Source organism: Pelodictyon luteolum (assembly GCF_001622165.1).
In the GTDB taxonomy this organism is placed as follows: Bacteria; Bacteroidota; Chlorobiia; order Chlorobiales; family Chlorobiaceae; genus Chlorobium; species Chlorobium luteolum_B.
This window is the reverse complement of record NZ_LVWG01000011.1, coordinates 1-24,272: the sequence shown is the minus strand read 5'-3', so window position 1 is coordinate 24,272 and position 24,272 is coordinate 1. Positions and strand designations below refer to the sequence as shown.

Genomic DNA, 24,272 nt, shown 5'->3' with positions numbered 1-24,272 from the left:
GCGGATGGCGAGCCTAGCGACGCAACAGCTGGAAGAAAGGCATCCCGCTGAACACCGCCCGCTCACCTACTTTCCTCGAAGACTGCACTTGACGCCGCTTCCGGAGAGTGAGGGGAAGTTGGAGGAAAGCATCCCGCATTGCACGAAATACCGCAGCGGCCTTGCGGGTTCCTTCGGGAGCGTGCGGAAGGTAGTAGAGCACCGCAGCGAACTCGAGAAGATAGCGGAGTGGAAGGATCCTGAAAAGCCCCCCCGCGCTCCGGTTCTTCAGGAGCATCATCATGTTGTTGCGATGGTTGAAATAGATCTTTTCCGGCGACCCTTCTCCAAGTGAAGCGCCCCCTTCATGAAAAACCTCCGCTGCGGGAGCGGAACGAACCGACCAGCCGGCAAGCAGAAGCCTCCATGCCAGATCGATCTCCTCCATGTGCATGAAGAAATCTTCGTCGAATCCTCCAACACCCTCTACCGCCTCCCGCCGGGCGAACATCGCCGCGCCGGATGCCCAGAAAATGGACCGGGGAACATCGTACTGCCCCCGGTCGGTCTCGGAACCGGTAATGGTCCGGCCGAGGCAGTAAGGATACCCGAGCCGATCAATCATGCCGCCAGCAGCACCTGCGTAATCGAACATACGCCGGGGACCGACGATGCGTTTCATGGAGAGCAGTTTCGGCTGGAAAGCGGCAGCCCCGGGGTGGCAGAGCGCCTCGTCGACCAGATGGTTCAACCAGTTCGGATCCCTGACAACGGTGTCATCGTTCATGAACACCACGAACACGGAACGGGAGTGCTTCAGTCCTTCATTGCACCCACCGGCATACCCTCTGTTCTCCCCCAGCCGGTAGAGGCGGGCCGCAGGATAGGCAGCAACAAGAGCGTCGAGGCCGGCCAGAAAACCGCCGTTGTCAATAACGATGATGCCCATCCCGGGATAGTCGGTAAGGGCAAGCGAGCTGAGGCAGCGCTCAAGCATGTCGCGCTGGAGGTAATGGGGGATGATGATGTCGACCGACGGCCGGCCGGCAGTGACCGGGGGCCGCTCTTCTGGACCAGTCACCGCAGCCCCCGCCAGAATTCTCCGGCCAGGCGGGCAACCTCCCGGGGGTTCGAAGCTCCGGCAATGTGCTCAAGCAGCGCGGTACCGACCACCGCCCCGTCAGCCAGACGCCACATATGCTCAACCCTCGCCCGGTCCCTGATGCCGAACCCGACCACGAATTTCTTCCGGGCATGCAGACGAACCCGCTCAAGGTAACGATCGATCGAAGCTTCGGTTGATGCGTCGGCAAGCTTAGCAGTCCCGGTTGTGGCGTTGACGGCGAGGCAGTAGGAAAAGTCTGTCGAGAGGCTGTCAATCCATTCGATTCGTTCCGGAGGAGTCACAGGGGAGATCAGGTAAACCACCGTAAGACCGAAAGATTTGGCCCTCTGAAGGAAGTCGGCCGACTCCTCGGGAGGAAGGTCCGGAATGAGCAGCCCGTCCACCCCTGCTTCGACAGCATCGTGGAGGAAACAGTCTCCTCCGTAAGCGATAAGCGGATTGCTGTAGCCCATGAGGAGAATCGGAACTGTGATTTTCCTGCATCCTTCCCCCGCCCTGGCCTTGCGGACCAGCTCAAGCAGGCTGCGGACACTCACACCGTTGCGGATTGCAATATGCGCAGCATTCTGGATCACCGGGCCGTCGCCGACCGGATCGGAAAAGGGGATACCGAGCTCGATGATGTCGGCCCCTCCATCCTGAAGTGCCTCAAGCACCGGCAGCGTGGAACCCGCTACGGGAAACTCGGGCATGTAGTAGGCAAGCAGGAGCTTACGGTCCTCACGGAGCCGTGCCGTTATCCTGTTCTCTCTCTTCTGTGTCAATGGATTTCCCCTCAGAATAGCAGTTGCGGTATCACGAAAATGTCGAGCACCATCGAAATCATGGTGATCATGTGCACAAGTACGCTCCCCCATACGTTGCGTGTCTTCAGCACCAGATATCCTCCCAGAATGCCGATCGGAAAGGCCATCATGGCCATCATGGCGCGTTCAAGCATGCCGACAGGAGCCACTGCAAAATGGTTCAGGGCATACAGAAGGGTGGTAAGGGCAACGGTGAGATGGCGGTTCACCCCCCGCTCGATCATGGCGGAAAAAAGCACGCCGCGCCAGAGGAACTCCTCGGCGAGTATCAGAACCGGAAACAGATACAGCAGCGATCGATGCACGAGCAGCACCTGCATCTCCACCATCGGAGCTCCGCCGTTTTTGTAGTAGATAACAGTGTTTGTGATATCCATCACGAAAAGGACCAGACCGGCTATACCGCCCCAGAACAGGGAGCGGCGCAACTGGCCGCCGGAGAGCCAGATAGAATCCCAGCCGTTTTTCAGCCCAAGGTAGATGGCCAGACCGAGTGAGCCGATGACATAGAGTGCGAGCGCGGGCCACTCCTGGATGGGGGTAAGATGCCCGGCAAGACCGGACAGCCAGATAAGGGCGACGAGGCCGAGCGCCAGTGGTAAGCTAGACATGCCTCTGGGGGATACGGACCGGGTCATGAGCGTAAAATGGTTAGCTGTAAGGGTCAGTCAATATACTGCGGGCGAACCTCATAATCAATCGGGTCGCGGATCCCCTGAAGCTCGAACGCCCTGAGCCTGCGCGCACAGCTGTCGCAGACCCCGCATGCCCTGCCTTCGCTCCTGTAGCAGGACCAGCTATGCTCGAAGGGCGCACCGAGCTCCATCCCCTTCATCACGATCTCAGCCTTCTGCATGGCGATGAGCGGGGTAAGGATGGTGATGCCGGTTTCGGGTTTCGTGCCGAGTTCAATCACCCGGTTGAAAGCATCGTAGAAAACACGGCGGCAGTCGGGATATCCCGACGAGTCCTCCTCCACCGCCCCGATGAAGATCCTGTCCGCTCCGATCACTTCGGACCAGCTGACAGCCATGGAGAGGAAACAGGCATTGCGGAACGGAACGTAGCTGGTAGGAATGCCCGACCCCCGGAGATCGGCGCCGGCAACCGGCATGGAGTGATCGGTAAGCGACGAGCCGCCGATAAGACCGAGGAAATCCGCATTGACTTCCAAACGCTCCGTAATGGCGTAATGATCTGCGATGCTGCGGAATGACGCCAGCTCCTTCTGCCAGGTACGCTGGCCGTAGTTGACGTGCATGGCGGCAAGATCATGCCCCTCGCGGTGCGCGATTGCCGTAGTGACGAGACTGTCCATCCCGCCGCTGAGAAGGAGAACGGCTTTCATCGTGATGGTGATGCTTATGGTGTTGAAAGAGACCTGTCTTGGAAGGTACAAAAAAAAAGAGGCCGTCTCAGCGTTGCAGCTGAGACGGTCTCTGTAAGAGAGAATGAGAGAAACGGGATCAGTACATGCCGCCCATTCCACCCATGCCGCCCGGAGGCATTGCCGGCATGTCGGACTTGTCTTCCTTGATGTCGGTAATACAGGCTTCGGTGGTCAGAAGGATGCTGGCAACAGATGCCGCATTCTCGAGCGCACTGCGGGTAACCTTGGTCGGGTCGACGACGCCGGCCGCTACAAGGTCCTCGTACTGCTCAGTGCGGGCGTTGAAGCCGAAATCGCCTTCACCCTGTTTCACCCGATCAAGGACAACTGCGCCGTCGGTGGTGCCGGTGTTGGCAACAATCTGGCGGAGAGGCTCTTCAAGTGCACGGCGGATGATATCGATACCGGTCTTCTGGTCCTCGTTGTCTGCGATTGCGTTGGAAAGGCCTTTGATTGCACGGATCAGGGCAACGCCGCCACCGACAACAATACCTTCCTGCACTGCGGCACGGGTTGCGTGCAGCGCATCTTCAACACGGGCCTTCTTCTCCTTCATCTCGACCTCGGTGGAAGCACCGATGTTGAGGACGGCAACGCCGCCGGAGAGTTTTGCAAGGCGCTCCTGCAGCTTCTCGGTGTCGTAGTCTGAGGTTGACTTGTCGATCTGGCCCTTGATTTCGTTGATGCGTGCCTTGATCTCGTCCTGGGTGCCTTTGCCTTCAACAATGGTGGTGTTGTCCTTGTCGACGGTAATGCGGGCAGCCTGACCGAGGTAGTTGACCGTGGCGTTCTCGAGCTTGTAGCCCTTCTCTTCGGAGATGACGGTACCGCCGGTAAGGATGGCGATGTCCTCAAGCATGGCCTTGCGGCGGTCGCCGAAGCCCGGAGCCTTCACGGCGCAGACTTTCAGGGTACCGCGGAGGCGGTTGACGACGAGGGTAGCGAGTGCTTCGCCTTCGATGTCCTCTGCAATGATGAGCAGCGGCCGTCCCGACTGAGCAGACTTCTCGAGGATCGGAAGAAGCTCTTTCATGTTGCCGATCTTCTTGTCGTGGATCAGGATGAGCGCGTCTTCAAGCTCAGCCTCCATGGTCTCGGAGTTGGTCACGAAGTAGGGAGAAAGGTAGCCACGGTCGAACTGCATGCCCTCGACAACCTTGAGCTCGGTCTCCATGCCCTTTGCTTCTTCGACGGTGATGACGCCGTCTTTTCCGACCTTGTCCATGGCCTCGGCAATCAGTTCGCCGATTTCAGGATCGTTGTTGGCCGAAATGGTTCCGACCTGTGCGATCTCTTTCTTTCCGGAAATGCTGCGGCTGATGTTGCGGAGCTCGGCGACAACCTCTTTGACAGCGCGGTCGATGCCTCTCTTGAGGTCGATCGGACGTGCGCCTGCGGCGACGTTCTTCAGACCCTCGCGGTAGATGGCCTGAGCAAGAACGGTTGCGGTGGTGGTACCGTCACCGGCAACATCGCTGGTCTTGGAAGCCACTTCGCGCACCATCTGCGCACCCATGTTCTCGATGGCATCATCGAGTTCGATTTCCTTTGCAACAGTGACGCCGTCCTTGGTGGAGGTAGGTGCACCGAATTTTTTGTCGATAAGAACGTTGCGGCCGGCAGGTCCGAGCGTGACTTTCACGGTGTTGGCCAGCTTGTCGACGCCCACTTTCAGTTTGGCACGTGCGTCGGCATCAAAGAGAATATCTTTAGCAGTCATTGTAAAGCGTTCCTCCTGTAAGGGTTAGTAAGAATTTGTTATGGCTCTCAGGCGAGAATGGCGAAAATGTCGGACTCGCGCATGATGAGGTAGTCCTCACCTTCGACCGAGACCTCGGTGCCGGAATATTTGCCGTAAAGCACCTTGTCACCGGCTTTGACCGGCATGGCGAGCAGCTGTCCGCTGTCGGACATCTTGCCGGCGCCGACAGCGACGACTTCGCCGTACATCGGCTTTTCTTTCCCGGTATCGGGAATGTACAGGCCGCCCTTGGTCTTCTCTTCTGCGGGTGCGGGCTTAACAATAACTCGATCAGCTAGCGGTTTCAAGTTCATTGTCTTCTCTTGTTTGGGTTTTGGATTAATAGTGCGATACTATTGATAAGGCAATTATTTTGTCCGGTGTTAGCACTCAATAGCAGCGAGTGCTAACAGAACACTCAAGTATAAAAAAAATCACAGTCCATACAAACTGTTTTCAACAAAGATCGACATGAATATGCAAGAAGGAATGGAGAGCCGGCTGCAGAGCCTCATCGGCAAGGTGGCCATGGAAAAGCTGGAAAGCATCCTCTCGAAAATAAAGGACGATACGGCGACCTCGATTGACCTGGAGCATGCCGGCATACTCCAGGAAATACAGGCGCTTGCCAAAAACAGGCTGTCGGTGGAATTGAACGAGAGCGGATTCAGTCGTGGCGATGAAGTATGGGTGGAGCGCACATCGGAATCGCACTTCCCGCACATCAGACTTCACGGAGGTGCGCTTGAAGATGACCCGATTCTCAGCTGAAGCTACTCCTTCCCCTTCTTCGTCTTTCTGAGCCGTTTGAAGAGCGGCTCCAGGTGCCGGCCGGTGAGCGACTGTTCCATCCGGGCAAGATCCTCCGGCGTGCCCTCGCCGACAACCCGCCCGCCCCTGTCTCCCGCGCCCGGGCCGAGGTCGATCACCCAGTCCGCCTGGGAGATGATGTCGGGGTTGTGTTCGATGATGATGAGGGTGTTCTGTTGCTCGAGCAGTTTCGAAAAACAGCCCAGAAGTTTTCGGATATCCTCGAAATGCAGGCCGGTCGTCGGCTCGTCGAAGAGGAACAGGGTGTGCTCGACATCGGCGCGCGCGATGAAGCTCGCCAGCTTCAGGCGCTGGGCTTCGCCGCCGGAAAGGGTGCTTGAGGACTGGCCGAGGCGGATGTAGCCGAGTCCGACCTCATCGAGCACACCGAGCTTGCGTGCGATGCCTTTTTCCCGTGCGAAAAACACGAGCGCCTCTTCTACGGTCATGTCGAGCACCTCGGCAATCGAACGGCCACGGTACTTCACCTCCAGCGTATCGGCCTTGTATCGCAGCCCCCCGCACTCCTCGCAGACCGCTTCGATGTCGGCGAGGAACTGCATTTCGATCTTCACGCTCCCCTCTCCGGCACATGCCTCGCAGCGGCCGCCGGGAATATTGAACGAGAAATACCCCGCCTTCCACCCCCGCGATTTTGCATCGGGAGTCTGGGCGAAAACGGCACGGATATCGTCGAAGATCTTCAGATAGGTCACCGGGTTGCTCCGGCTCGATTTGCCGATGGGCGACTGGTCCACGTGCTCGACACGGTCTATCTGCCATCCGCCGGTAATCGAACGGTGGGTACCCACCTCGTCCTTCACGCCATCCTTCTCGCGCATGAGGCCACGGTTGAGGATGTCGTTGACGAGCGTCGACTTGCCCGACCCGCTCACGCCGGTAACGCAGGTCATGACGCCGAGCGGAAAACGCACGTCGATGTTCTTCAGGTTATTCTGCATGGCCCCATTGATTTCGATGCAGGCCGTGAAGTCCGGAGTTCTGCGCACTTCCGGCAGCGGAATGGAGCGCCGGTCCTGCAGGTACTCGGCCGTCAGCGATGTGCCGGAACGCTTCATCTCCTCGACTGAACCGTGGAACACCACCTCTCCGCCCAGCCTGCCGGCCTGTGGACCGAGATCGATTACCTCGTCGGCCGCCTCGATGATTTCGCGGTCGTGTTCAACAACAACGACCGTGTTACCGAGATCACGAAGTTTCTGGAGCAGCGTGATGAGACGGGCCGAATCGCTCTGGTGCAGACCGATGCTCGGCTCGTCGAGAATGTAGATGGCGCCGACGAGGGGCGAGCCGAGCGAAGTTGAGAGGTTGATGCGCTGGAATTCGCCTCCGCTGAGGGTATGGGTAAGACGGTCGAGCGTCAGGTAGTCGAGACCTACGTCAAGCAGGTATCCGAGCCGCTTCTCAATCTCCTCGAGCACCGATTCTGCTACCTTGCGGTCGAAGGGAGATATCTTGAGACTCCTGAAGAACGCATGGGCATCGGCGATGTTCATACGGGCCACGTCGGTGATGCTCCGGCCGGATACGCGTACCAGACGGGCGTCGGGGTTCAGGCGCGAACCTTCACAGTCTGGGCAGATCGCATAGCCGCGGTAGCGGCTGAGAAACACCCTGAAATGCATCTTGTAGCCGGCATCTTTCTCGATTTCGGCAAAAAAAGGCCATATGCCGCGGTACCCGGTACCAGGCACGCCCTTCCAGATGCGTTCCTTCTCGGCATGCGAGAGCTTTTCATAGGGGACGTCGACCGGAATGCCGGCTTTCGGTGCCGCAAGAAGCAGCTCCTCGAGGTTCCATCGATACTTTTCTGAGTTCCAGCAGACGATGGCACCCTCTTCGAGCGTCAGTGAACGGTCGGGAACGACGGCATGCTCATCGATGCCGGCGATGCGACCGAACCCCTGGCAGGCCGTACATGCACCGATTGGAGAGTTGAATGCGAAAAGTTGCGGGGATGGCTCCTGGTACTCGATGCCGTTGAGTTCCAGCCGGTCGCTGAACCGGTAGGTCTTTCCCCCGACAACCCGCAGCACCGCATGGCCACCCGATTCGCTGAAACACGATTCAGCCGCCTCGGCAACCCGGCTCTGGAACTTCTCGTCATGACGGGTCACAAACCGGTCAACAAGCACAAGCAGTGAGCGACGGTTCGCTTCGCTCATCATCGCAACTTTCCGGCAGTCGTCCGGGCTGTTGAGATCAAGCACGGTGTCGCCGGATACGAGCCGGAAGAATCCCTTTTTCAGAAGATTCGAAATCTCCTCATCGACCGTGCAGAGATGATGGCTTCCGTCCTCATGGGAAGGGAAAAGGAAGCCCGCATAGAACTTCGTCCCCTCCTCGAAAAAGCCAGCCTGCATGGCCACGTCGTCAGGCGTATGTTTCAGCACCAGTTCATTGGTGTCGCTGGAATAGATCTTGCCGATGCGGGCATACAGCAGGCGAAGGTAGTCGTAGATTTCCGATACGGTACCAACCGTTGAACGGGGGTTGCGGGGGATGGACTTCTGTTCGATGGCGATGGCAGGGGCGATACCCTCAACCACCTCTATTTCGGGGCGCGGCATACGTTCGAGAAACTGGCGGACATAGGCTGAAAGAGACTCGACATAGCGACGGTGCCCCTCGGCATAAAGGGTATCGAAAGCCAGGCTCGACTTGCCCGAACCGCTGACACCCGTGAGGACAACGAACCGGTTGCGGGGAATGCGGACGGAGATGTTCTGGAGGTTGTGGGTGGTAATGCCTTTGAGGACGATATCCGGCAGACTCGGTTCAGCCGGCGCCGAACCCTTGAGCCTATGATTGGTCATGAGCGGTGCTTCTTGTTTCGTTGTTTACGTCTCCGTATCGAGGAGGGCCTGGACGGTGGTGGATGCAAGGAGGCCCTGGATCCGGTTCTGAAGGCTCGTCATGTATCCGCGGTGGGGACAGGATGAGTATATCTCGCAGTTGTCGGCCTTCACGACGCAACGGACCAGATGCGGGGCACCCTCTATGGCCGTGCCGATATCGGCGACCGTGATGCTTTCGGCCTTTCGGGCAAGCTGGTAGCCGCCCTTTACACCCTGTACGGAACGGGCTATCCCCGCCCTCGTCAGGCTCTGCATTGCCTTGGCAAGGAACTCCGGAGAAAAACCTATCTCCTCGGCCATCTCCTTAACCGTCACGACACGTTCGGCTCCCCGTGAGGCAAGATATGCCACCGCGTGAAGTCCGTATTCGAATTTTCTGGAAACCTGCAGCATACGTCGAATGTCCCCTATGGCACTGAGCCGTTCTATTCTCTTGACAATATAAGCTTCATTAATGGGACTCAACCGGTATATTATACAGAAAGTTTATGCGTCATGTATCCTAAACAGCCGATACCATGAAGGAAACAGAAAAAGACCGCCACTTCCTCTGGCAGCTCAGCGAAGAAACCGGGGCAAAAATCCGCTACAGGGAGTACGGACCGGGTGATGCCGCCGGCACCCCGATACTCTTCCTCCACGGTTACGGAGCCATGCTCGAACACTGGAACCTGAACATCCCGGAGTTTTGCGGGCACCGGCGGATTTATGCGATGGACCTCATCGGGTTCGGCCGGTCCGAAAAACCTAATGTGCGATACAGCCTTGAGCTGTTTGCAGCACAGATCGAGGCTTTCCTGCAGCTGAAAAAGCTCCAGCGTATCATCATCGTAGGGCACTCCATGGGAGCGGCCAGTGCCATCTGGTATGCAGACCACCGTCCGGAAAAAATCGAAGCGTTGATTCTTGCCAACCCATCGGGACTCTTCGGGGACACCATGGATGGAATGAACAGCGTCTTTTTCGGGCTGGTCGGTTCACCCCTTATCGGCGAGGTGCTCTTCACCGCATTCGCCAACCCCGTCGGCGTCAGCCAGAGTCTGGCACCGACCTACTTTAACCAGGCGAAGGTCAACCTCAAGCTCATCACGCAGTTCACCCGGCCGCTTCAGGACCGGGGCGCATCCTGGTCCTATCTGTCGCCTTCACGCAGACCGGGCGACTTCCGGCTCGACGACCTTGAAAAGCCCTCGCGCTACACGGGAAAAGCGTTTCTGATATGGGGGGCGGAGGATACAGCATTGCCGCCGCACAAAATCATACCGGAATTCCAGGAACTCCTGCCGCAGGCCGGAGCATGGATCATCCCGAAGGCGGCCCACTGCATCCACCACGATGCCGATGAAGCCTTCAACGAGAGGCTTCGGGTGATTCTTGATTCGCTTGAAAAAACCTGAAAGAGAGAAAACGAACAGGCTGGAATCAAATCCCCTGACTGAGCTCGCTGAGGGAAGTCCCCTTCTTGCTGAATTTGATGTCGCGGAGTTGGGGTGCCTTAAGACCGATCTGGATGGAATAGCTCTTGAACACGCCAGAGGGCACCCACTGGAAACTCAGCTGCCAGCAGTGCAGGTCGCGGTTGACCTGCACCATCGGAAACACCACATCGTTGTTGAGGAAATCATAACCGCTATTGACCGCTACCTGCCAGTTGCGTGTGATGCCGATCCTCAGCATGGCATTCAGGAGCGACATTGATGACGGAGACGATGCAGCATAACTTCTATTGGGGTCATGGTCGGTGTAGAGAAACATCGACATGCGCAGCTGCCAGGGAATACCGAAATCGACGTCGCCGAAATCGCCCATATTGAACCGTTCGAGAAAGAGCGCCTGATTGGCGTTCATGACAAACGGCACGCCACTGTCACGCACTGAGGATCTCGGTGCGGTGCCCTTCCGTTCACCCTCGAAACTCAGGCTCATGTTCACGAACCCCTTCACGAATCGGAGCAGCCCATGTCCATCCTCGCTACTTGAACGGTCTATGCGCTCTCCCGTCTCAGGATTGTAGCTGTAGTAATCGTACATCCCGCCGGTGCTCAGAAGCAGGTGGTCGGAAATGGCATTGCTCGTTGCAAGAAACGTGACGGGGGCCAGGCGAAGAGAGTCGGCCGCAAAGTTGTAGGACGTTGATGCCGTCAGAGAAAGTAACTGACGAGAATAATCCCCGCCGTCCACAGCACCAGGCGAAGGATACTCTCCGCCGCGGAACCGGCCCTGAATGAGGTTGCGGAGGCTGATACCAATAGTGCTCTGTCCGGCAGCCACACCCGTGTAGATGGGGCTTTCGAACCTGCCGTACCGAAGCGGGTCGGCCCAGTCGTAGGCTGAGTCATAAAAATCCGACCCGGAATACTCAGGGTTCCAGGCGTATGTAAGGGCTGGGATGAAGACATGGCGGACCGCCGTCATCCCTGTCAGGTTCTCGAGGAAACCGGTCCCGATCGGCCGCCCATAGAGACGGGTGGTACCGTCCAGAGTGAAAACCATGCTTGAGAAGGGGTCGCCCTGGCCTTCATCGGGTTCATAATGATTGAAGGTCAGCGAAGGATTCAGGTGGAAATGGCGGTTGATGGTCGACTGCATCTGAAACGGCATGACCAGCCGCGAACCACTGAAGGCATGGGGGTAACGTGTAGTATCCGGCACAATCGACTGCACGCTGACACCCTGGGTATACAGGGCGCTGAAGTTGTCGGAATAGCGGTGGAAATACCCGGCTTCGGTATTGGCATTAAGGGCATAGCCATCACTAGAACTGCCACTGGTGCTCTTAGAGAAGTCGCCGATGTAGGAGACCCCCGAGCTGAGTGAAACGTCGCGGCGCCAGTCGCCGGGCTCGGCATCGAGATACGGATAGAGCCTGTTCTGGAAAAAGAGTGCGCTGATGCGCTGCGAGGAGCTGCTGTTGCGCAGGTCCTCCGAACGACTGTAGCCGAGGGAGGCGATGCTGTTGTTGTCGTCGAAAGTCTTGGCGATATAGGCCGAGGCGCTCGACTGCTCGGTGATGATGGATTCGGAGTCGATCGAGTTCAGGTCGCTTTCTCGTTCACCGCCGTAAAACTGGAAATTAAGACCAAGGCTGGTAGTGGGATCGACAACCTGGCTGTGCACCATATTGTAGTACCAGTTTTTGGAGAGCCCCTCCGTCTTCTGCTCGCCCGTGATGGAACCCGAATAGTCCCCGTACTTGACATAACGGAACCGCTCCGCCGTGCGGCTGTCGCTGTTGGCGTGCAGATCCCCCTCAAGACGCAGATCCATATAGTCGTTCATTGCCCAGTAGTAACCCACACCAGAGAGCATGAACCCGCCCCCATCCTCTCCCGGGCGGGGAATCAGCAGGCCGGACTTCCGCCCCGAGCTGATGGGAAACACCATATATGGCAATGGAAGAATCGGAATTGCGGGAAGACGGTATGAAAAGATTTCGGGGCGCACGTACATCACCAGCGGCCATGCATGCAGGCGGCTGTCGGGAACAACATGCATGCGGGATGCCGAGAACCAGTAATGAGGATCTTCATCATCGCAGGTGGTGAAGGAGCCCCCCTTGATGCTCAGCTCTCCATCGGGAAGACGCGTCACATCGTTACCGCTGAAAATGATATTCTGCGCAACCGAAGATGCCTTGAAGGTCTTGCCTTTCTGGGTATCGAAGTTGTAGGTGATCGCTTCGCCCTCAAAACCTCCTCCTGCATCAGAGAAAGTCGCAGGCTCTTCAAGGACATGTTCGCTGTCGAACTGTCCGAATGCCGTGAGGGTGGAGGAGTTCCTGTTGATAAGGATCTTGGAACCCTTGATGGTTGTACCCTCATCGGTAACCGAGCCTTTGCCCCAAAGCTCGACCATCTTGGTATCAAGATGATAAACCATAGAATCCCGGGCAGCATAGTTCACCGGGCGCGATGGCGTTCCGGGGGAATCGGACGCGGAAACAAGGGAATCAGACTTCTCTTCGGGGAAAACGAAGTCGTATCGGGAGGAGGAAGAATCCTGTTCGGCGCTTACTTCAGCATGCACAGCGAAGGCAGGGATGGAAAGGCAGACCAGCAGCAGCAGGCGCCTCAGCGGTCCCGTAATCTGTCGGTCAAAAAGCTTCACGCAGTTCAGGCGTCTCTCGGGTTGTGATATTGGCCGGTAAATTATTAAATATAGATATTATTTACTCAATCCCACGCCATAGAACCATTGAACAAACCCATGTCGACAGCCGCCTACTCAGCCCCAGACTCCACCGGTAAATTCGGCGAGTTCGGAGGCAGATTCATCCCCGAAACCCTCATGCAGAACGCCGCCGGTCTGGAAGCGGAATACCTGAAAGCAAAAACGGATCCGGAATTTCAGCGCACGCTGGACGGACTGCTCGGCGACTACGTGGGACGTCCAACTCCGCTCTACCATGCCGAAGGACTCAGCCGAATGCTCGGCGGAGCAGAGGTCTGGCTAAAACGCGAAGACCTCTGCCATACCGGAGCACATAAAATCAACAATGCACTCGGTCAGGTGCTGCTTGCCCGGAGAATGGGAAAGCGTCGCGTCATTGCTGAAACCGGCGCCGGCCAGCACGGGGTGGCCACAGCCACCGTCTGCGCCCTTTTCGACCTCCAGTGCGTGGTCTACATGGGAGAAGAAGACATCCGCCGTCAGGCACCCAACGTCGCCCGCATGAAACTGCTTGGCGCCGAGGTCCGCCCTGTTTCAAGCGGATCACGAACCCTCAAGGACGCAACAAGCGAAGCCATCAGGGACTGGATGAACAACCCGGAAGAAACGTTCTACATCATCGGTTCCGTTGTCGGCATGCACCCCTACCCCATGATTGTGCGTGACTTTCAGTCGGTCATCGGCCGTGAAACCCGCCGCCAGATTCTGGCTCAGGCGGGCCGCCTGCCGGACGTCATCACCGCCTGTATCGGCGGCGGGAGCAATGCTGTCGGCATGTTCTATGACTTCCTCCCGGATGCCGGCAGCATCGAACTCGTCGGAGTCGAAGCCGCCGGCGAAGGGCTTGACCGGCGACATGCCGCATCCCTCACCATGGGCAGCCCCGGAGTTCTCCACGGAGCCATGACCATGCTTCTCCAGAACGAGGATGGCCAGATACAGGAAGCGCACTCCATATCGGCAGGACTCGACTACCCCGGCGTCGGACCCGAGCACTGCCACCTGCAGCAGCTCGGCCTTGTCAAGTACACTTCGGTCACCGACGATGATGCCATGTCGGCACTGCGTACGCTGGCAGAAACCGAAGGCATCATCTGCGCCCTCGAGTCGGCACATGCAGTCCGCTACGCCATCACCCGGGCCCCTGAAATGGCTAAGGACAACATCATCATCGTTAATCTCTCCGGACGCGGCGACAAAGACATGGAGACCATCATGGAAAAGCTTAATCTCTGAAGAGCCTCTCTTGGCGGGCCTTTCGGGCAACAGAAAAAGATTGTGAGGAAAAATCACAAGCCAGTTGCACAAAAAGAAAATATCCTTATATTTATGGCTCATTAACGCGGGAATAGCTCAGTTGGTAGAGCACAACCTTGCCAAGGTTGGGGTCGCGAGTTCGAGTCTCGTTTCCCGCTCCGGAACACGAAAGCCTCTGATACAACTCAGAGGCTTTTTTTGTGTTCGTGACATTCCTGAACATGCCCCACCCTCACCCTCCTATATACTTGAACAAAAGGGCGCAAAGAAAGCCGAGCAACGTTGAAAGACCGGTGACGGAGCCCCCCTTGAGGTATGCTTCAGGCAGCATGGTTTCGGCAATGACGGTCAGCATCGCCCCTGCTGCAAATCCTTCCGTAAGCGAAAAGAGATAGGGATCGGCCCCCCGGAACAGGACGTTGCCTGTTGCTGCACCGAGACCGGTCAACAGGGTCAACGATCCCCATATCAGCAGAATATTGCCGGAGCGCATTCCCTGCTGGCGCATGCCGGCTGAACTGGAGAGAGCTTCAGGATAGTTTGACAGAAAAAGTCCTGCAAGCAGGGAAAGGCTGATCATCGGCATTTTAGTCATCATTGCACCGATCATGAGCGACTCGGGGATGCCGTCGAGAAAGATTCCCAGCCAGATGGCTAGCGGAGCGTTCTTGTGGTCCCGCAAATGAGCATTCATCTCTTCGGCGGTCGGCAGGCTCCGACCGGAACTGCCGAGAAGCCCAAGCGCTTTTCTTGTCCACTGGGTCGCAATGTCGGGATTGAAATTCTGCCGATGCTCAAGGTACTCTTTCGCCTTGCCAGAATCCAGAAAAGCGGCAAGCCTCTCTTCAAGCTCCCTGTGGCGGTGAATCAATGCATCGAAGTCCTGCCGTTTGAGAATCCAGAGGCCGGTATCGGTTCCCGCCATGGCCGCTGCCGCATGATGGGCTCCCGTGATCATTGAAAGTGCACCGAAGATGTTTCCCGGCCCGAGTGTTTTCGGCTCAGGATCCTCATCAGCCTGATCAATCATTTCGATGCTTCCGGATTCTATCAGGTACAGCCGGTCGGCATATTCGCTGAACCGGTAAATTACCTCACCTTTATCGTACTGTCGCCACTGCATGTGGCGTGCAACATCTTCAGCAATGGATTCGGGCATGTTTTCGAACACGGGAAACCGTTTTGCCCCGCATAGCAGTTCCGTCGAGCGGTGATCCCGATCATCAATTGAGGGCCTGGCACTGCTGACCGGCTCCGCATGCAGTACCGAAGCGGCTGCATTGGCCGCCCACGCAGATGCTCCGGCGGCATCCATTCCCTGCCGTTCAGTGAGATAATCCTTCACTTCATTTGAAGTAGCAAGGAATCCGGAAAGTTTTTCCCTGAGAGCCGGCGTTGTTTTCAGAATGTTGAAAAAATCATCCTGCCTGATGCTCCATACCGTGCAGGATCCGTCGGTACGCGCTGCCGTTGCGTTCGGTGAACCGGTAATGAAGGCCAGACGGCTGAAGGAGGCCCCGGGCCCCAGCCGAAGGAACGGCTCCATGTTATGGCGTGGATCGAGCAGTTGGACGGCCCCCTCATCAATGATATAGAGCTTGGCATGAGTATCCCCTTTCTGGTAGAGCAGTGCGCCCGGAGGATACTCTTTCATGCGCGTAATGGCAGCAAGCTGGCGAAGCTCCGCCTCAGGAAGGTCCTTCAGGAACGGAATGCGCTTGAATGTCCCTCCGAGACGGGTGAATTTCTGCTCGCGACGATGATTAAAATAACTGAGGGTCGTGGAGGTCTTTCTCAGAAACCCGCCCCGGTTATTGATAACACTGTTGAGGGAAAGGTAGAGGAGGCTTCCGGCAATGCAGCCGGAGGCAACCATCGGGAACAGGCCCTCTTCAAGCGAAGGGACAACAAGATCTACGGTAAGGGCGGCAAGAAGTGCACCCGCGCCGAAAGCCATCAGTATGGCAAGCGTTTTATTAGAAAATCTCCAGAACATTGCCGTCAGAGTGCCGAGCGGAAGGGAAACGGCGCTAACAAGGCCAATGAGAAACGCATCAACAGTCGCTGTCTCCATAGAGGTTTGTGGATCTGACGATGATGAGGGACAGACAGTCCGAAACTTTAGCAAACATAGGTATTTTTTCCCTTCGTGAGACACCAGCCGGCATTGTTGTAACATTAACACAACAACCATCGTCAGAAGAGCGCATTCACCCTGGGCGGTTTTACCATGAAAATTTGGGAAAGTCTCCCCTTCCGGCTTATATTCGTTCCTTTTACCGGATTCCCGCTATGAGCGGGAAAGCATGCCTCTCCCCGAATCCATCGGGAAATGGTATTGCTCAACAAATGATTCGGGAAAATTGCAGCAAAAGTCGCGACCACGAGACTTTACAAAAAACACTCCGGAGAGGTGGCAGAGTGGTTGAATGTGGCGGTCTCGAAAACCGTTGTGCGCGCAAGTGTACCGAGGGTTCGAATCCCTCCCTCTCCGCCATTTGGCGTTTCCAAGACGCCCCATATAGCCCGAAAAGCCCTGTAAAATCAGGGCTTTTCTTGTTTTGGGGTCTGCGGTAGTCTACATTGTTATTGTGGGGTCCGGGTTTTTTGGTGGTACTTTTTCTGGTAGATACCACCAACCGGATTTCGGATACCATCAAGACGAAATTCAAGCCGATGCCAAAACGGATACTCCCCCTCTCCGATGCTCAAGTGAGCAAGTCCAAACCGACTGAAAAGGATTACAAGCTTTCAGACGGCGCAGGCCTCCATCTTCTTGTGACAACCACCGGCGGCAAGCTCTGGCGTTTCCAGTACCGGTTCGACGGGAAACAGAAGTTGCTGGCCTTGGGGCAATATCCTCAAATCACCCTTGCCAACGCACGAAAGCGGCGCGAGGATGCCAGAGTCCTCCTGGCCAACGGACAAGATCCCGGAGCGGCAAAACAGGCCGCCAAGAAAGCAGCATTGATCAACGATGCCTCATCATTCGAGCTGATAGCCCGTGAGTGGTACGGCAAGAATGAGGAGGTATGGTCTCCCGGCCATGCGTTGACGGTCAAATGCCGTCTTGAAAAGGACGTGTATCCGGCGATTGGCAGCAAACCAGTCTCTGAAATCAAGGCTTCAGACGTCCGTGACATGCTCCTGAATATCGAAGCCAGGGGAGCCGCAGAAACGGCTCTCAGAATCAAGATCATGTGTGGCCAGGTGTTCCGGTATGCTGTTGCTACTGGCAGGCTTGAACATGATCCATCCTCCGCACTGAAACCTCGTGAGATTTTCAGGCGTCGTGAAACCAGGCATCATGCTGCTGTTACCGACCCGAAAGAGCTTGCCCCGCTGCTGAAGGCTATTGACGAATATCAGGGCACCCTTGTCGTGAAATCAGCCCTGCAACTCGCAGCCATGCTGTTCGTCCGCCCTGGCGAGCTTCAGAAAATGGAGTGGTCACAGATTGACTTTGAAACAGGCACCTGGTCGATTCCGGCGGAACTCATGAAGATGAAGCAGCCGCACGTCGTCCCGCTCCCCCGTCAGTCAATGGCAATTCTTCGAAAACTGCAGCCGGTAAGTGGCCGCGGCCAATATGTCTTCCCCGGTCGAGCCTCTCGTCCGATGAGCAACAACAGCATCAATGCGGCACTCCGCTATCTCGGTTTCGACAAGGATATCGTAACCGCCCACGGCTTCCGGGCGACCGCCAGAACGATCCTTGACGAGGTCCTCGGGTTTCGCGTCGATCTGATCGAACACCAACTCGCCCATGCGGTGCGGGACCCCAACGGCCGCGCCTACAACCGCACCTCATTTCTTGATGATCGTCGTCTGATGATGCAGAAATGGGCGGATTACCTTGACGGTCTGAAAGCGGCGTAAGGCGCACCGCTGTATATCGTACAGGCGCACAATAACGCCCCTGTTTTTTCCCCTCCCTTCATATCCTACACCTGCGCCCGGCCATTGGCCGGGCATTTGGTCTTGCCTTGCCTCAGCTGAAATCGTTTTGTCCGTAAAACTCGGTATCGGTTATAGGCATCTTCATGATGAGAAAACTTGCAAACCAAAATTTTTCATCATGGAACAGAAATTTTATCGCATCCGTCAGATCATTGGTGACCCGAAAAAGGGCATTCCACCAATTATTCCGGTGAGTCGTGCATCGTGGTATAAGGCAGTGGCCGAGGGGCGATTCCCCAAGCCGGTCAGGCTCACAGAAAAAACGTCGGCATGGCGGGCTGCCGACATTCAGGAACTGGTTGAACGTTTTGACAAAGGCATGAACGCTGCCCCGAAAAAGGATGGTGCAGCATGAAACAGGAAGACCAATCCGTCCTCAATGAGGAAATGCGACAAGAAGCAGTAAACGCCTTCAGAAGACTGCGACAGCAGTATGAGACTTCCAGAAAGTCTGAGAGAATGAAGCTGGATACCAGGCTGAAGGCGGACTTTGCCAGGCTTCGGGCGGCGACGCCGGAGGCGCGGGTCTGTGTGTACGGCATGTATCGTTCGGTCCCCTTCATCGATCCGGTTGCAGCCGAGCGGTACAACCGGCGGGGAGCCGGCAGGTTATGAACCCGGGCTCGAGTAGTTCACGCGCAACGTACATCTCAAATGGTGAGGGCTCGATGGCCGGAACGACACCTGAAGCTCATCCGCAAAAGGTAAGCAGCGGCGTTTTTTCCTCTATGGGACAAACCGGGACTTCCAACGTGCACCACGTTCACCATGTTCACCAATCCGGAGCAGATGCACAAGAGATTGAGCGCTGTGTGTCGGTTGTCGAGGAGGTGATACGGCGCGGCAAGGATGAACCGGCACTCTATGCGGGTGAGGCGTTCCAGGCGGCATGGCAATGCATTAGCGAGAACTCCCCGGAGCAGCGGTTTCGATTGCGGGTCAAGATCAAGCAGCATAAGCCGTCTGGAATCCCGTTAAACGAGATTGACCGGTTTGGATCACGCACTGACGGTGATGAGGCGCTGTGCACGGCAGATGCCCTGGTTGCATTGGCGACGAGAACCGGAGAGCTGTTTTTCGATGAAACAACCAGGGATGGCTTTGTCGACGTCGGCATCGAAACAATGAAGGTCCGGAGCACGAGGTTCGCCGATTGGCTGAGTTACCACTATTTCCATGAGTCCTGCGGGTCGTCGGCCAGTGATTCGGCATTGAAACAGGCCTGTGGCACGTTGTCCGGGATTTGTCAACATGAAGGCAAGCCCGAGCGGGTGTTCCTCCGTGCCGGACGACATGCAAAGAGTGGCGGCTATTACCTGCATGGGATCGGCGAGCAGTGGCGCGTGGCCGAAGTGACCGGCAGGGGCTGGCGCTTGCTGGATGTTGCTCCGGTAAAGTTCTGGATATCGGGCTCAGCGGCGCCTTTCCCGGAACCGGTGCGAGGCGGCGATATAGGCCGGCTGTGGGAGCTGGTCAACATTCCCGAGGAGGAGCGGTTGCTTGTGCTTGCCTGGATTCTTGAGGCATGGCGCCCGGACACGCCGTTTCCGGCATTGGAGCTCTGCGGTGTGCAAGGGTCGGCCAAGTCCAATACCGAAAAGCGGATCCGCTCCCTGGTCGATGCGAGTTCGGCCCCATTGCGGGCCGCGCCCAAGACCGTCGAGGATGCCTTTGTTGCGGCCGCCAACAACTGGGTTGTTGCCCTGGACAATGTTTCCCACTTGACACCAGGCCTGCAGGATGCGTTCTGCATCATGGCGACCGACGGCGCCTATGCAGGCCGAACATTATTCACCAATAGCGACGAGACCGTGATAACGATCAAGAGGCCAGTGCTTCTCTCAGGCATCAACAACATCGTAACGGCTCAAGACCTGATTTCCAGGACGGTGCATATCGAATTGCCAGTCATCGCAGGCCGCCGGCGACTGGAATCGGAGCTTAATGCCGCCTTCAATGAGGCCTGGCCGGAGATATTCGGCGGGTTGCTGGACCTGTTCGTGAGTACGCTTGCGATGCTGCCGAAAACAGAACTTCCTGCCGATGCGCTCAGGATGGCTGACTTCAACCACCTCGGGGAAGCGATGGCACAAAGTCTGGGCTATGAGCCGCGGGTATTCACGGTATTATATCATGGCAATTACCAGGAATCGATACAGCGGGCGATGGAATCAAGCCCGGTTGCCTTGGCTGTTGTCCAGATGTCAGAAGATGCCCCTTATGAGCGCGTGTTCGACGGGACTTACAAGGAGCTTCTCGAAAAGCTGCTTCCGTTCAGGTCGGACAGTGAGGGATGGCCGAAAAGCGAGAAGGGACTGGCCAATGCCCTGAAACGGCAGATCCCGGCTCTCCAGGAGGTCGGGGTTATCCTGATTCCGGAAACAGGGGCGAAGCAGAGCAAGAAAGGGCGCCGAATCACCATCCGAAAAAGTGAACGTGGTGAACATAGTGAACATGGAAACGTCCGGAAAGCTGCCGGGGAAAAAATCGAACCAGCTGCTGGCGGCTTCGTCGATCACGATGCAGGGCCATTCTGATGAGCGGGTATCAGTGCACAATGAGAGGTTTTTGGTCAGTTCTTGTAAGGGAAAAAGCAGCTAAAGCATTGTTATAATTGAAATTGATGAGACACACCCCCTATGGCTACGAAAAGGTTGCAGAAACTGAGCGATATCCGGCGCTATCTGGCCAATCTGCTGAACCGGTTTGAGGCTGGCGAGATCAACGAAACCCACCTGAAGGCGGCGGCCTATGTCGCCAATATCCTGACCGGAACGATTAGGGATAGTGAACTTGAAGAAAGGATCATCCGTATGGAGCAACAACTGAACGAGGACGCATGATGAAACGCATGACGGAAAATCGGCTGCAGAATATTGAGGTGGCCGTCACTGACCGGGTCGCAAAGAAAGCGCGGGAGAAAGCCGAGCAGAAAAAGGCTGTCATAATCTCAGAGGGATGGGCATTTCGACTTGAGGATGTCCTACGCCTTACAGAGCATTGGCGCGACGGTCGGAACAAGGACTATCTGCGGGGTGACGTATCGATCGCTGAGCTTGCGCGCCGGGCGGGTATCGAGCCCTATGGCAAGCCATTGGGCGAGGAAGTCACCGATCAGGAGTACCGGGAAATACTGCTCGAAGATGAGGAGTGTGAAGCGAAAGGCTGGACGCTGTGCTTTGTCGATGATGATTTCCACAAGCGCATGGCCTGGTACGAATGGCAAGGCGACAAAAGGGTCTTGGTATCTGAACTTTCGTTCCTCAAAGGATTTACACCCGAACAGCTGGTGGAAATAGGGCACAAATCAGGGGGAAAAACCGGGCGATTCCCATGATCCATGGAAGCGATTTTGAAGCAAGAGGTAATACTATAGAGGCGCACTTCAATGGCCAATACCAAAGCAGGAATCTTGCGAATTGTGACCGGATTGTGGGGTTCGAAAAAACAGTTCAAATACCCGGTTTCACGTCGCATCAGACAGCTTTTGTCCTATGCCTGAGGCTATTTTAATGATAACATGAATGACAAAGAATTCGCGACAAACTTCCAAATAGAGTGAAGATTCCGTAAAATGCCATATACACGGAAATCCGTTATGCAGTATGTCAGATGTCTTGAGTTTGGTTGTTTTATGTGTATTCAGAAGTGCCCACTACCCCGAAAGGACTATGTCATACGCAAGAAGCAGAATCCGAAACCCTCATCCGGAACCATCCTACTTTCGGCGATGCAAGTATTGCGGCCAGCGAATCCATTTACGGCATATGCCCGAAGGCCAATGGGTCGCCTTTGATGGGCCGGATACGGTCCATAAGTGTCCACAGCAAAGCCAATACGAAGATTTGCAATTCCCACGGCATCGAGGCTATCGCAGAGGTGTCGGTTATTCATCCACGCCATCGGCGCCTGATAATACAAGCACCACTCCGACAGGGGCTCTCAATTACAGGAACCCAGACCCTTTTACACATCCTTCTGGTTTTGGGTGGCGTTGGCCTTTTTTGCGCTCTATCTCCTGAACTGAAAGCGCATCTCGGCCGAAGGCCATGATTCAGCAATAATTATCATAGATACGACATGCCAATTGCTAATCGACTGGGGCCGTCAAGCACAGAGTCCAAACGGGCAGATGGGTTCTCTGACTCAGTTCGCTGTCCGATGATTTGCTCTGTGTTGAAAAGAACTGTATTCCCTGATCAGCATTGGCGTCAAAGTGTTTGCGGGAATGATGGCCCGCAAGTTTATTTTGTTTGAAGACAAGCAGTTGTCCAGCCTGATGATCAAGAGATGTATCGGTGTATCGACTGAAGCGACCTACGAGCTGAAGAAGATCGATTCTGATTTTTTTGTTGAAGGGTAAACGAATTACTCGAGAAAGCATTATGGGCGGTTTCGTTCATCAGCAGATCCAAGATGCCGTGCAAACAGCCGAAGGCTTGTACCATCGTCTGGTGCTACTGGTGGGCAAGACAGGTTCCGGCAAGACGGGTGTTCTTCGGGATGTCGCTGAGGAGTTTGGTACATGCGTCATCAACATCAATCTGGCGCTTTCAAGTGAGCTTCTGGAGCTGACAGCGAAAAAGCGGTCACTGCAGCTACCCGAACTTCTCGGCGATATCGTAGACAAAGCCCTGTCCCCGGTGGTGCTGGATAATCTCGAGATCCTTTTCGACAAGGATCTCAAGCAGGACCCCTTGCGGTTGCTGCAGGGTATTTCGAGAAATCGGACAATTGTGGCTTCATGGAACGGCACCATGACTTCGGAGCGGCTGTTGTATGCTGAATCCGGCCATACCGAGTACCGCAGTTACGACTCAGTCGATGCTCTGATTGTACGCATGGATAGTGCATACGCGGGTGACCCGGCAATAATAATGAGAGAAAGAGGGGAAGTATGAAATACGGAGACCTTATCCAATTCGACGCGATCGAATCGGTCGTTCAGTTGCGTGATGCAGAGAAATCAAGTGCGGCCAGTCGCCTGGTAAACACTTATGTGATATCCGAGGAAATGGGCGAGCGGCTCATACAGCTTGTCATTCCACAGTTGCAGTTCGATCAGCCGGTAGACAATAAGGGCTTATTGGTGGTTGGTAACTATGGTACCGGTAAATCGCACTTGATGTCGGTCATTTCGGCGATTGCTGGCGATGGTTCTTTGTTACCGCAACTGAAGCATATAGCGGTTCGCAACCATGCGGCCAGTATTGCCGGTCGGTTCAAGGTTATCCGTACCGAGATTGGAGCGACCACCATGTCCCTGCGAGATATCTTGGTTGCTGAGCTGGAAGAGAATCTCGAAAATCTTGGCGTGGAGTTTGTGTTCCCCGAAGCCGGTACCATCGCCAGTCACAAGCGAGCCTTCGAAGACATGATGGAGAAGTTCAGGCAGGCTTACCCCGATCATGGCCTGCTGCTGGTGGTCGATGAACTGCTCGACTATCTGCGCACCCGCAAGGACCAGGAACTGATCCTCGACCTCAACTTCCTCCGCGAGGTTGGCGAAGTCTGCAAGGGTCTGCGCTTCCGTTTCATGGCCGGTGTCCAGGAAGCTATTTTCGATAGCCCGCGATTTGCCTTTGTTGCCGACAGCATCCGCCGGGTAAAGGACCGCTTCGAGCAGATTCTCATTGCACGCAACGATGTGAAGTTTGTCGTGGCGGAACGACTGCTCAAGAAGAACGCCGAACAGCAGGCCAAAATTCGTGACTACCTGATGCCGTTTGCCAAATACTACGGTAGGCTCAATGAGCAGATGGATGAGTTTGTCCGGCTTTTCCCTGTACATCCTGATTATATCGATACCTTCGAGCGGGTTACCGTGGTGGAAAAGCGCGAGGTGCTCAAAACCCTGTCCATGAGCATGAAAGGCATTCTCGGCAAGGAGGTGCCAGAGGATGAACCCGGCCTGATCGCATTCGACAGCTATTGGAGTACGCTCAAACAGAACGCCTCGTTCCGGGCTATTCCCGAGATCCGGGCCGTCATTGATTGTAGCCAGGTGCTGGAATCCCGCATCGAGAACGCCATCACCCGCAAACAATACAAACCGATGGCGCTGCGCCTTATCCATGCGCTGTCCGTTCACCGCCTTACCACTGGCGACATCTATGCACCCATGGGAGCATCCGCCGAGGAGCTACGTGACCGT

At 56.0% G+C, this 24,272-nt stretch carries 22 protein-coding genes and 2 tRNA genes; 14 read left to right on the top strand and 10 right to left on the bottom strand.

Features of this window, described 5'->3' with window-relative positions:
- Positions 1-13 precede the first annotated feature (13 nt).
- From A3K90_RS01130 to groES, 6 genes are all read right to left on the bottom strand, one after another.
- Positions 14-1,060, bottom strand: coding sequence for a glycosyltransferase family 2 protein (locus A3K90_RS01130; RefSeq protein WP_303680760.1), 1,047 nt, complete (start codon positions 1,058-1,060; stop codon positions 14-16).
- Positions 1,057-1,869 carry a tryptophan synthase subunit alpha gene (gene trpA / locus A3K90_RS01125; RefSeq protein ID WP_303680759.1) on the bottom strand — a complete coding sequence of 271 codons (813 nt, stop codon included), beginning with the start codon at positions 1,867-1,869 and terminating at the stop codon, positions 1,057-1,059. Before trpA ends, A3K90_RS01130 begins: the two co-directional genes overlap by 4 nt.
- 11 nt (positions 1,870-1,880) lie before the next feature.
- Positions 1,881-2,522 (bottom strand): CPBP family intramembrane glutamic endopeptidase, encoded by a 642-nt coding sequence (locus tag A3K90_RS01120; RefSeq protein WP_303680758.1) that lies wholly within the window; start codon positions 2,520-2,522, stop codon positions 1,881-1,883.
- Between the two features lie 53 nt (positions 2,523-2,575).
- Positions 2,576-3,259, bottom strand: a complete 684-nt coding sequence (queC, locus tag A3K90_RS01115; RefSeq protein ID WP_303680770.1) for a 7-cyano-7-deazaguanine synthase QueC — start codon at positions 3,257-3,259, stop codon at positions 2,576-2,578.
- 118 nt (positions 3,260-3,377) lie between these two features.
- Positions 3,378-5,021, bottom strand: coding sequence for a chaperonin GroEL (gene groL / locus A3K90_RS01110; protein WP_303680757.1), 1,644 nt, complete (start codon positions 5,019-5,021; stop codon positions 3,378-3,380).
- 47 nt (positions 5,022-5,068) lie between these two features.
- Positions 5,069-5,356 (bottom strand): co-chaperone GroES, encoded by a 288-nt coding sequence (gene groES / locus A3K90_RS01105; protein WP_011357300.1) that lies wholly within the window; start codon positions 5,354-5,356, stop codon positions 5,069-5,071.
- Positions 5,357-5,513: 157 nt separating this feature from the next.
- Between groES and A3K90_RS01100 the strand changes: the two genes are divergently transcribed.
- On the top strand, positions 5,514-5,813 hold the full coding sequence (locus tag A3K90_RS01100; RefSeq protein WP_303680756.1) for a hypothetical protein: 300 nt from the start codon (positions 5,514-5,516) through the stop codon (positions 5,811-5,813).
- A 2-nt stretch (positions 5,814-5,815) separates the two neighbouring features.
- Here A3K90_RS01100 and uvrA read toward each other — a convergent pair whose 3' ends face one another.
- Both uvrA and A3K90_RS01090 read right to left on the bottom strand, forming a co-directional pair.
- Positions 5,816-8,689: an excinuclease ABC subunit UvrA gene (gene uvrA, locus A3K90_RS01095; protein ID WP_303680755.1), complete on the bottom strand. Its 2,874-nt coding sequence runs from the start codon at positions 8,687-8,689 to the stop codon at positions 5,816-5,818.
- 24 nt (positions 8,690-8,713) lie between these two features.
- Positions 8,714-9,124, bottom strand: coding sequence for an Rrf2 family transcriptional regulator (locus A3K90_RS01090; protein WP_303680754.1), 411 nt, complete (start codon positions 9,122-9,124; stop codon positions 8,714-8,716).
- Positions 9,125-9,249: 125 nt separating this feature from the next.
- Between A3K90_RS01090 and A3K90_RS01085 the strand changes: the two genes are divergently transcribed.
- On the top strand, positions 9,250-10,128 hold the full coding sequence (locus A3K90_RS01085) for an alpha/beta fold hydrolase (protein WP_303680753.1): 879 nt from the start codon (positions 9,250-9,252) through the stop codon (positions 10,126-10,128).
- 25 nt (positions 10,129-10,153) lie between these two features.
- Here the strand turns inward: A3K90_RS01085 and A3K90_RS01080 are convergent, their stop codons facing one another.
- Complete coding sequence (locus A3K90_RS01080) at positions 10,154-12,838, bottom strand: LPS-assembly protein LptD (RefSeq protein WP_303680752.1); 2,685 nt, start codon at positions 12,836-12,838, stop codon at positions 10,154-10,156.
- Positions 12,839-12,937: 99 nt separating this feature from the next.
- Here A3K90_RS01080 and trpB point away from each other — a divergent pair, with 99 nt between their 5' ends.
- Complete coding sequence (gene trpB / locus A3K90_RS01075) at positions 12,938-14,137, top strand: tryptophan synthase subunit beta (RefSeq protein ID WP_303680751.1); 1,200 nt, start codon at positions 12,938-12,940, stop codon at positions 14,135-14,137.
- A 106-nt stretch (positions 14,138-14,243) separates the two neighbouring features.
- Positions 14,244-14,316 (top strand) — tRNA-Gly (locus A3K90_RS01070).
- A gap of 74 nt (positions 14,317-14,390) precedes the next feature.
- On the opposite strand, the gene A3K90_RS01065 is transcribed toward A3K90_RS01070, so the two are convergent.
- Positions 14,391-16,232: a cyclic nucleotide-binding domain-containing protein gene (locus A3K90_RS01065; protein ID WP_303680750.1), complete on the bottom strand. Its 1,842-nt coding sequence runs from the start codon at positions 16,230-16,232 to the stop codon at positions 14,391-14,393.
- A 333-nt stretch (positions 16,233-16,565) separates the two neighbouring features.
- Here A3K90_RS01065 and A3K90_RS01060 point away from each other — a divergent pair.
- The 10 genes from A3K90_RS01060 to A3K90_RS01015 all read left to right on the top strand — a co-directional run.
- A tRNA-Ser gene (locus A3K90_RS01060) sits at positions 16,566-16,655 on the top strand.
- Between the two features lie 179 nt (positions 16,656-16,834).
- Entirely contained in the window at positions 16,835-18,037 is a 1,203-nt protein-coding gene (locus A3K90_RS01055; RefSeq protein ID WP_369690399.1) for a tyrosine-type recombinase/integrase, read from the top strand.
- A 199-nt stretch (positions 18,038-18,236) separates the two neighbouring features.
- Positions 18,237-18,473, top strand: a complete 237-nt coding sequence (locus A3K90_RS01050) for an AlpA family transcriptional regulator (protein WP_303680748.1) — start codon at positions 18,237-18,239, stop codon at positions 18,471-18,473.
- A complete protein-coding gene (locus A3K90_RS01045) occupies positions 18,470-18,733 on the top strand; it encodes a hypothetical protein (protein WP_303680747.1) in 264 nt (87 codons plus the stop codon). Before A3K90_RS01050 ends, A3K90_RS01045 begins: the two co-directional genes overlap by 4 nt.
- Before the next feature lie 137 nt (positions 18,734-18,870).
- Positions 18,871-20,655 carry a hypothetical protein gene (locus tag A3K90_RS01040; RefSeq protein ID WP_303680746.1) on the top strand — a complete coding sequence of 595 codons (1,785 nt, stop codon included), beginning with the start codon at positions 18,871-18,873 and terminating at the stop codon, positions 20,653-20,655.
- Positions 20,656-20,757: 102 nt separating this feature from the next.
- Entirely contained in the window at positions 20,758-20,961 is a 204-nt protein-coding gene (locus tag A3K90_RS01035) for a hypothetical protein (protein ID WP_303680745.1), read from the top strand.
- Positions 20,958-21,455 (top strand): hypothetical protein, encoded by a 498-nt coding sequence (locus A3K90_RS01030; protein ID WP_303680744.1) that lies wholly within the window; start codon positions 20,958-20,960, stop codon positions 21,453-21,455. Before A3K90_RS01035 ends, A3K90_RS01030 begins: the two co-directional genes overlap by 4 nt.
- 891 nt (positions 21,456-22,346) lie before the next feature.
- Positions 22,347-22,481 carry a hypothetical protein gene (locus A3K90_RS01025; RefSeq protein ID WP_303680743.1) on the top strand — a complete coding sequence of 45 codons (135 nt, stop codon included), beginning with the start codon at positions 22,347-22,349 and terminating at the stop codon, positions 22,479-22,481.
- A 22-nt stretch (positions 22,482-22,503) separates the two neighbouring features.
- The gene (brxF, locus tag A3K90_RS01020) at positions 22,504-23,019 is read left to right on the top strand and encodes a BREX-3 system P-loop-containing protein BrxF (RefSeq protein WP_303680742.1); all 516 of its coding nucleotides are present in this window, start codon (positions 22,504-22,506) and stop codon (positions 23,017-23,019) included.
- Positions 23,016-24,272: DUF6079 family protein (locus A3K90_RS01015; RefSeq protein ID WP_303680741.1), on the top strand; the 1,257-nt coding region annotated here is incomplete at its 3' end. The genes brxF and A3K90_RS01015, both read left to right, overlap by 4 nt.

Excerpts from the sequence above, each read along its gene's own strand:
- A3K90_RS01120 (WP_303680758.1), bottom strand. The coding sequence starts at position 2,522 with ATGTCTAGCTTACCACTGGCGCTCGGCCTCGTCGCCCTTATCTGGCTG.
- queC (WP_303680770.1), bottom strand. The coding sequence starts at position 3,259 with ATGAAAGCCGTTCTCCTTCTCAGCGGCGGGATGGACAGTCTCGTCACT.
- groL (WP_303680757.1), bottom strand. The coding sequence starts at position 5,021 with ATGACTGCTAAAGATATTCTCTTTGATGCCGACGCACGTGCCAAACTG.
- groES (WP_011357300.1), bottom strand. The coding sequence starts at position 5,356 with ATGAACTTGAAACCGCTAGCTGATCGAGTTATTGTTAAGCCCGCACCC.
- A3K90_RS01100 (WP_303680756.1), top strand. The coding sequence starts at position 5,514 with ATGAATATGCAAGAAGGAATGGAGAGCCGGCTGCAGAGCCTCATCGGC.
- uvrA (WP_303680755.1), bottom strand. The coding sequence starts at position 8,689 with ATGACCAATCATAGGCTCAAGGGTTCGGCGCCGGCTGAACCGAGTCTG.
- A3K90_RS01090 (WP_303680754.1), bottom strand. The coding sequence starts at position 9,124 with ATGCTGCAGGTTTCCAGAAAATTCGAATACGGACTTCACGCGGTGGCA.
- A3K90_RS01085 (WP_303680753.1), top strand. The coding sequence starts at position 9,250 with ATGAAGGAAACAGAAAAAGACCGCCACTTCCTCTGGCAGCTCAGCGAA.
- trpB (WP_303680751.1), top strand. The coding sequence starts at position 12,938 with ATGTCGACAGCCGCCTACTCAGCCCCAGACTCCACCGGTAAATTCGGC.
- A3K90_RS01065 (WP_303680750.1), bottom strand. The coding sequence starts at position 16,232 with ATGGAGACAGCGACTGTTGATGCGTTTCTCATTGGCCTTGTTAGCGCC.
- A3K90_RS01055 (WP_369690399.1), top strand. The coding sequence starts at position 16,835 with ATGCCAAAACGGATACTCCCCCTCTCCGATGCTCAAGTGAGCAAGTCC.
- A3K90_RS01050 (WP_303680748.1), top strand. The coding sequence starts at position 18,237 with ATGGAACAGAAATTTTATCGCATCCGTCAGATCATTGGTGACCCGAAA.
- A3K90_RS01045 (WP_303680747.1), top strand. The coding sequence starts at position 18,470 with ATGAAACAGGAAGACCAATCCGTCCTCAATGAGGAAATGCGACAAGAA.
- A3K90_RS01035 (WP_303680745.1), top strand. The coding sequence starts at position 20,758 with ATGGCTACGAAAAGGTTGCAGAAACTGAGCGATATCCGGCGCTATCTG.
- A3K90_RS01030 (WP_303680744.1), top strand. The coding sequence starts at position 20,958 with ATGATGAAACGCATGACGGAAAATCGGCTGCAGAATATTGAGGTGGCC.
- A3K90_RS01025 (WP_303680743.1), top strand. The coding sequence starts at position 22,347 with ATGATGGCCCGCAAGTTTATTTTGTTTGAAGACAAGCAGTTGTCCAGC.
- brxF (WP_303680742.1), top strand. The coding sequence starts at position 22,504 with ATGGGCGGTTTCGTTCATCAGCAGATCCAAGATGCCGTGCAAACAGCC.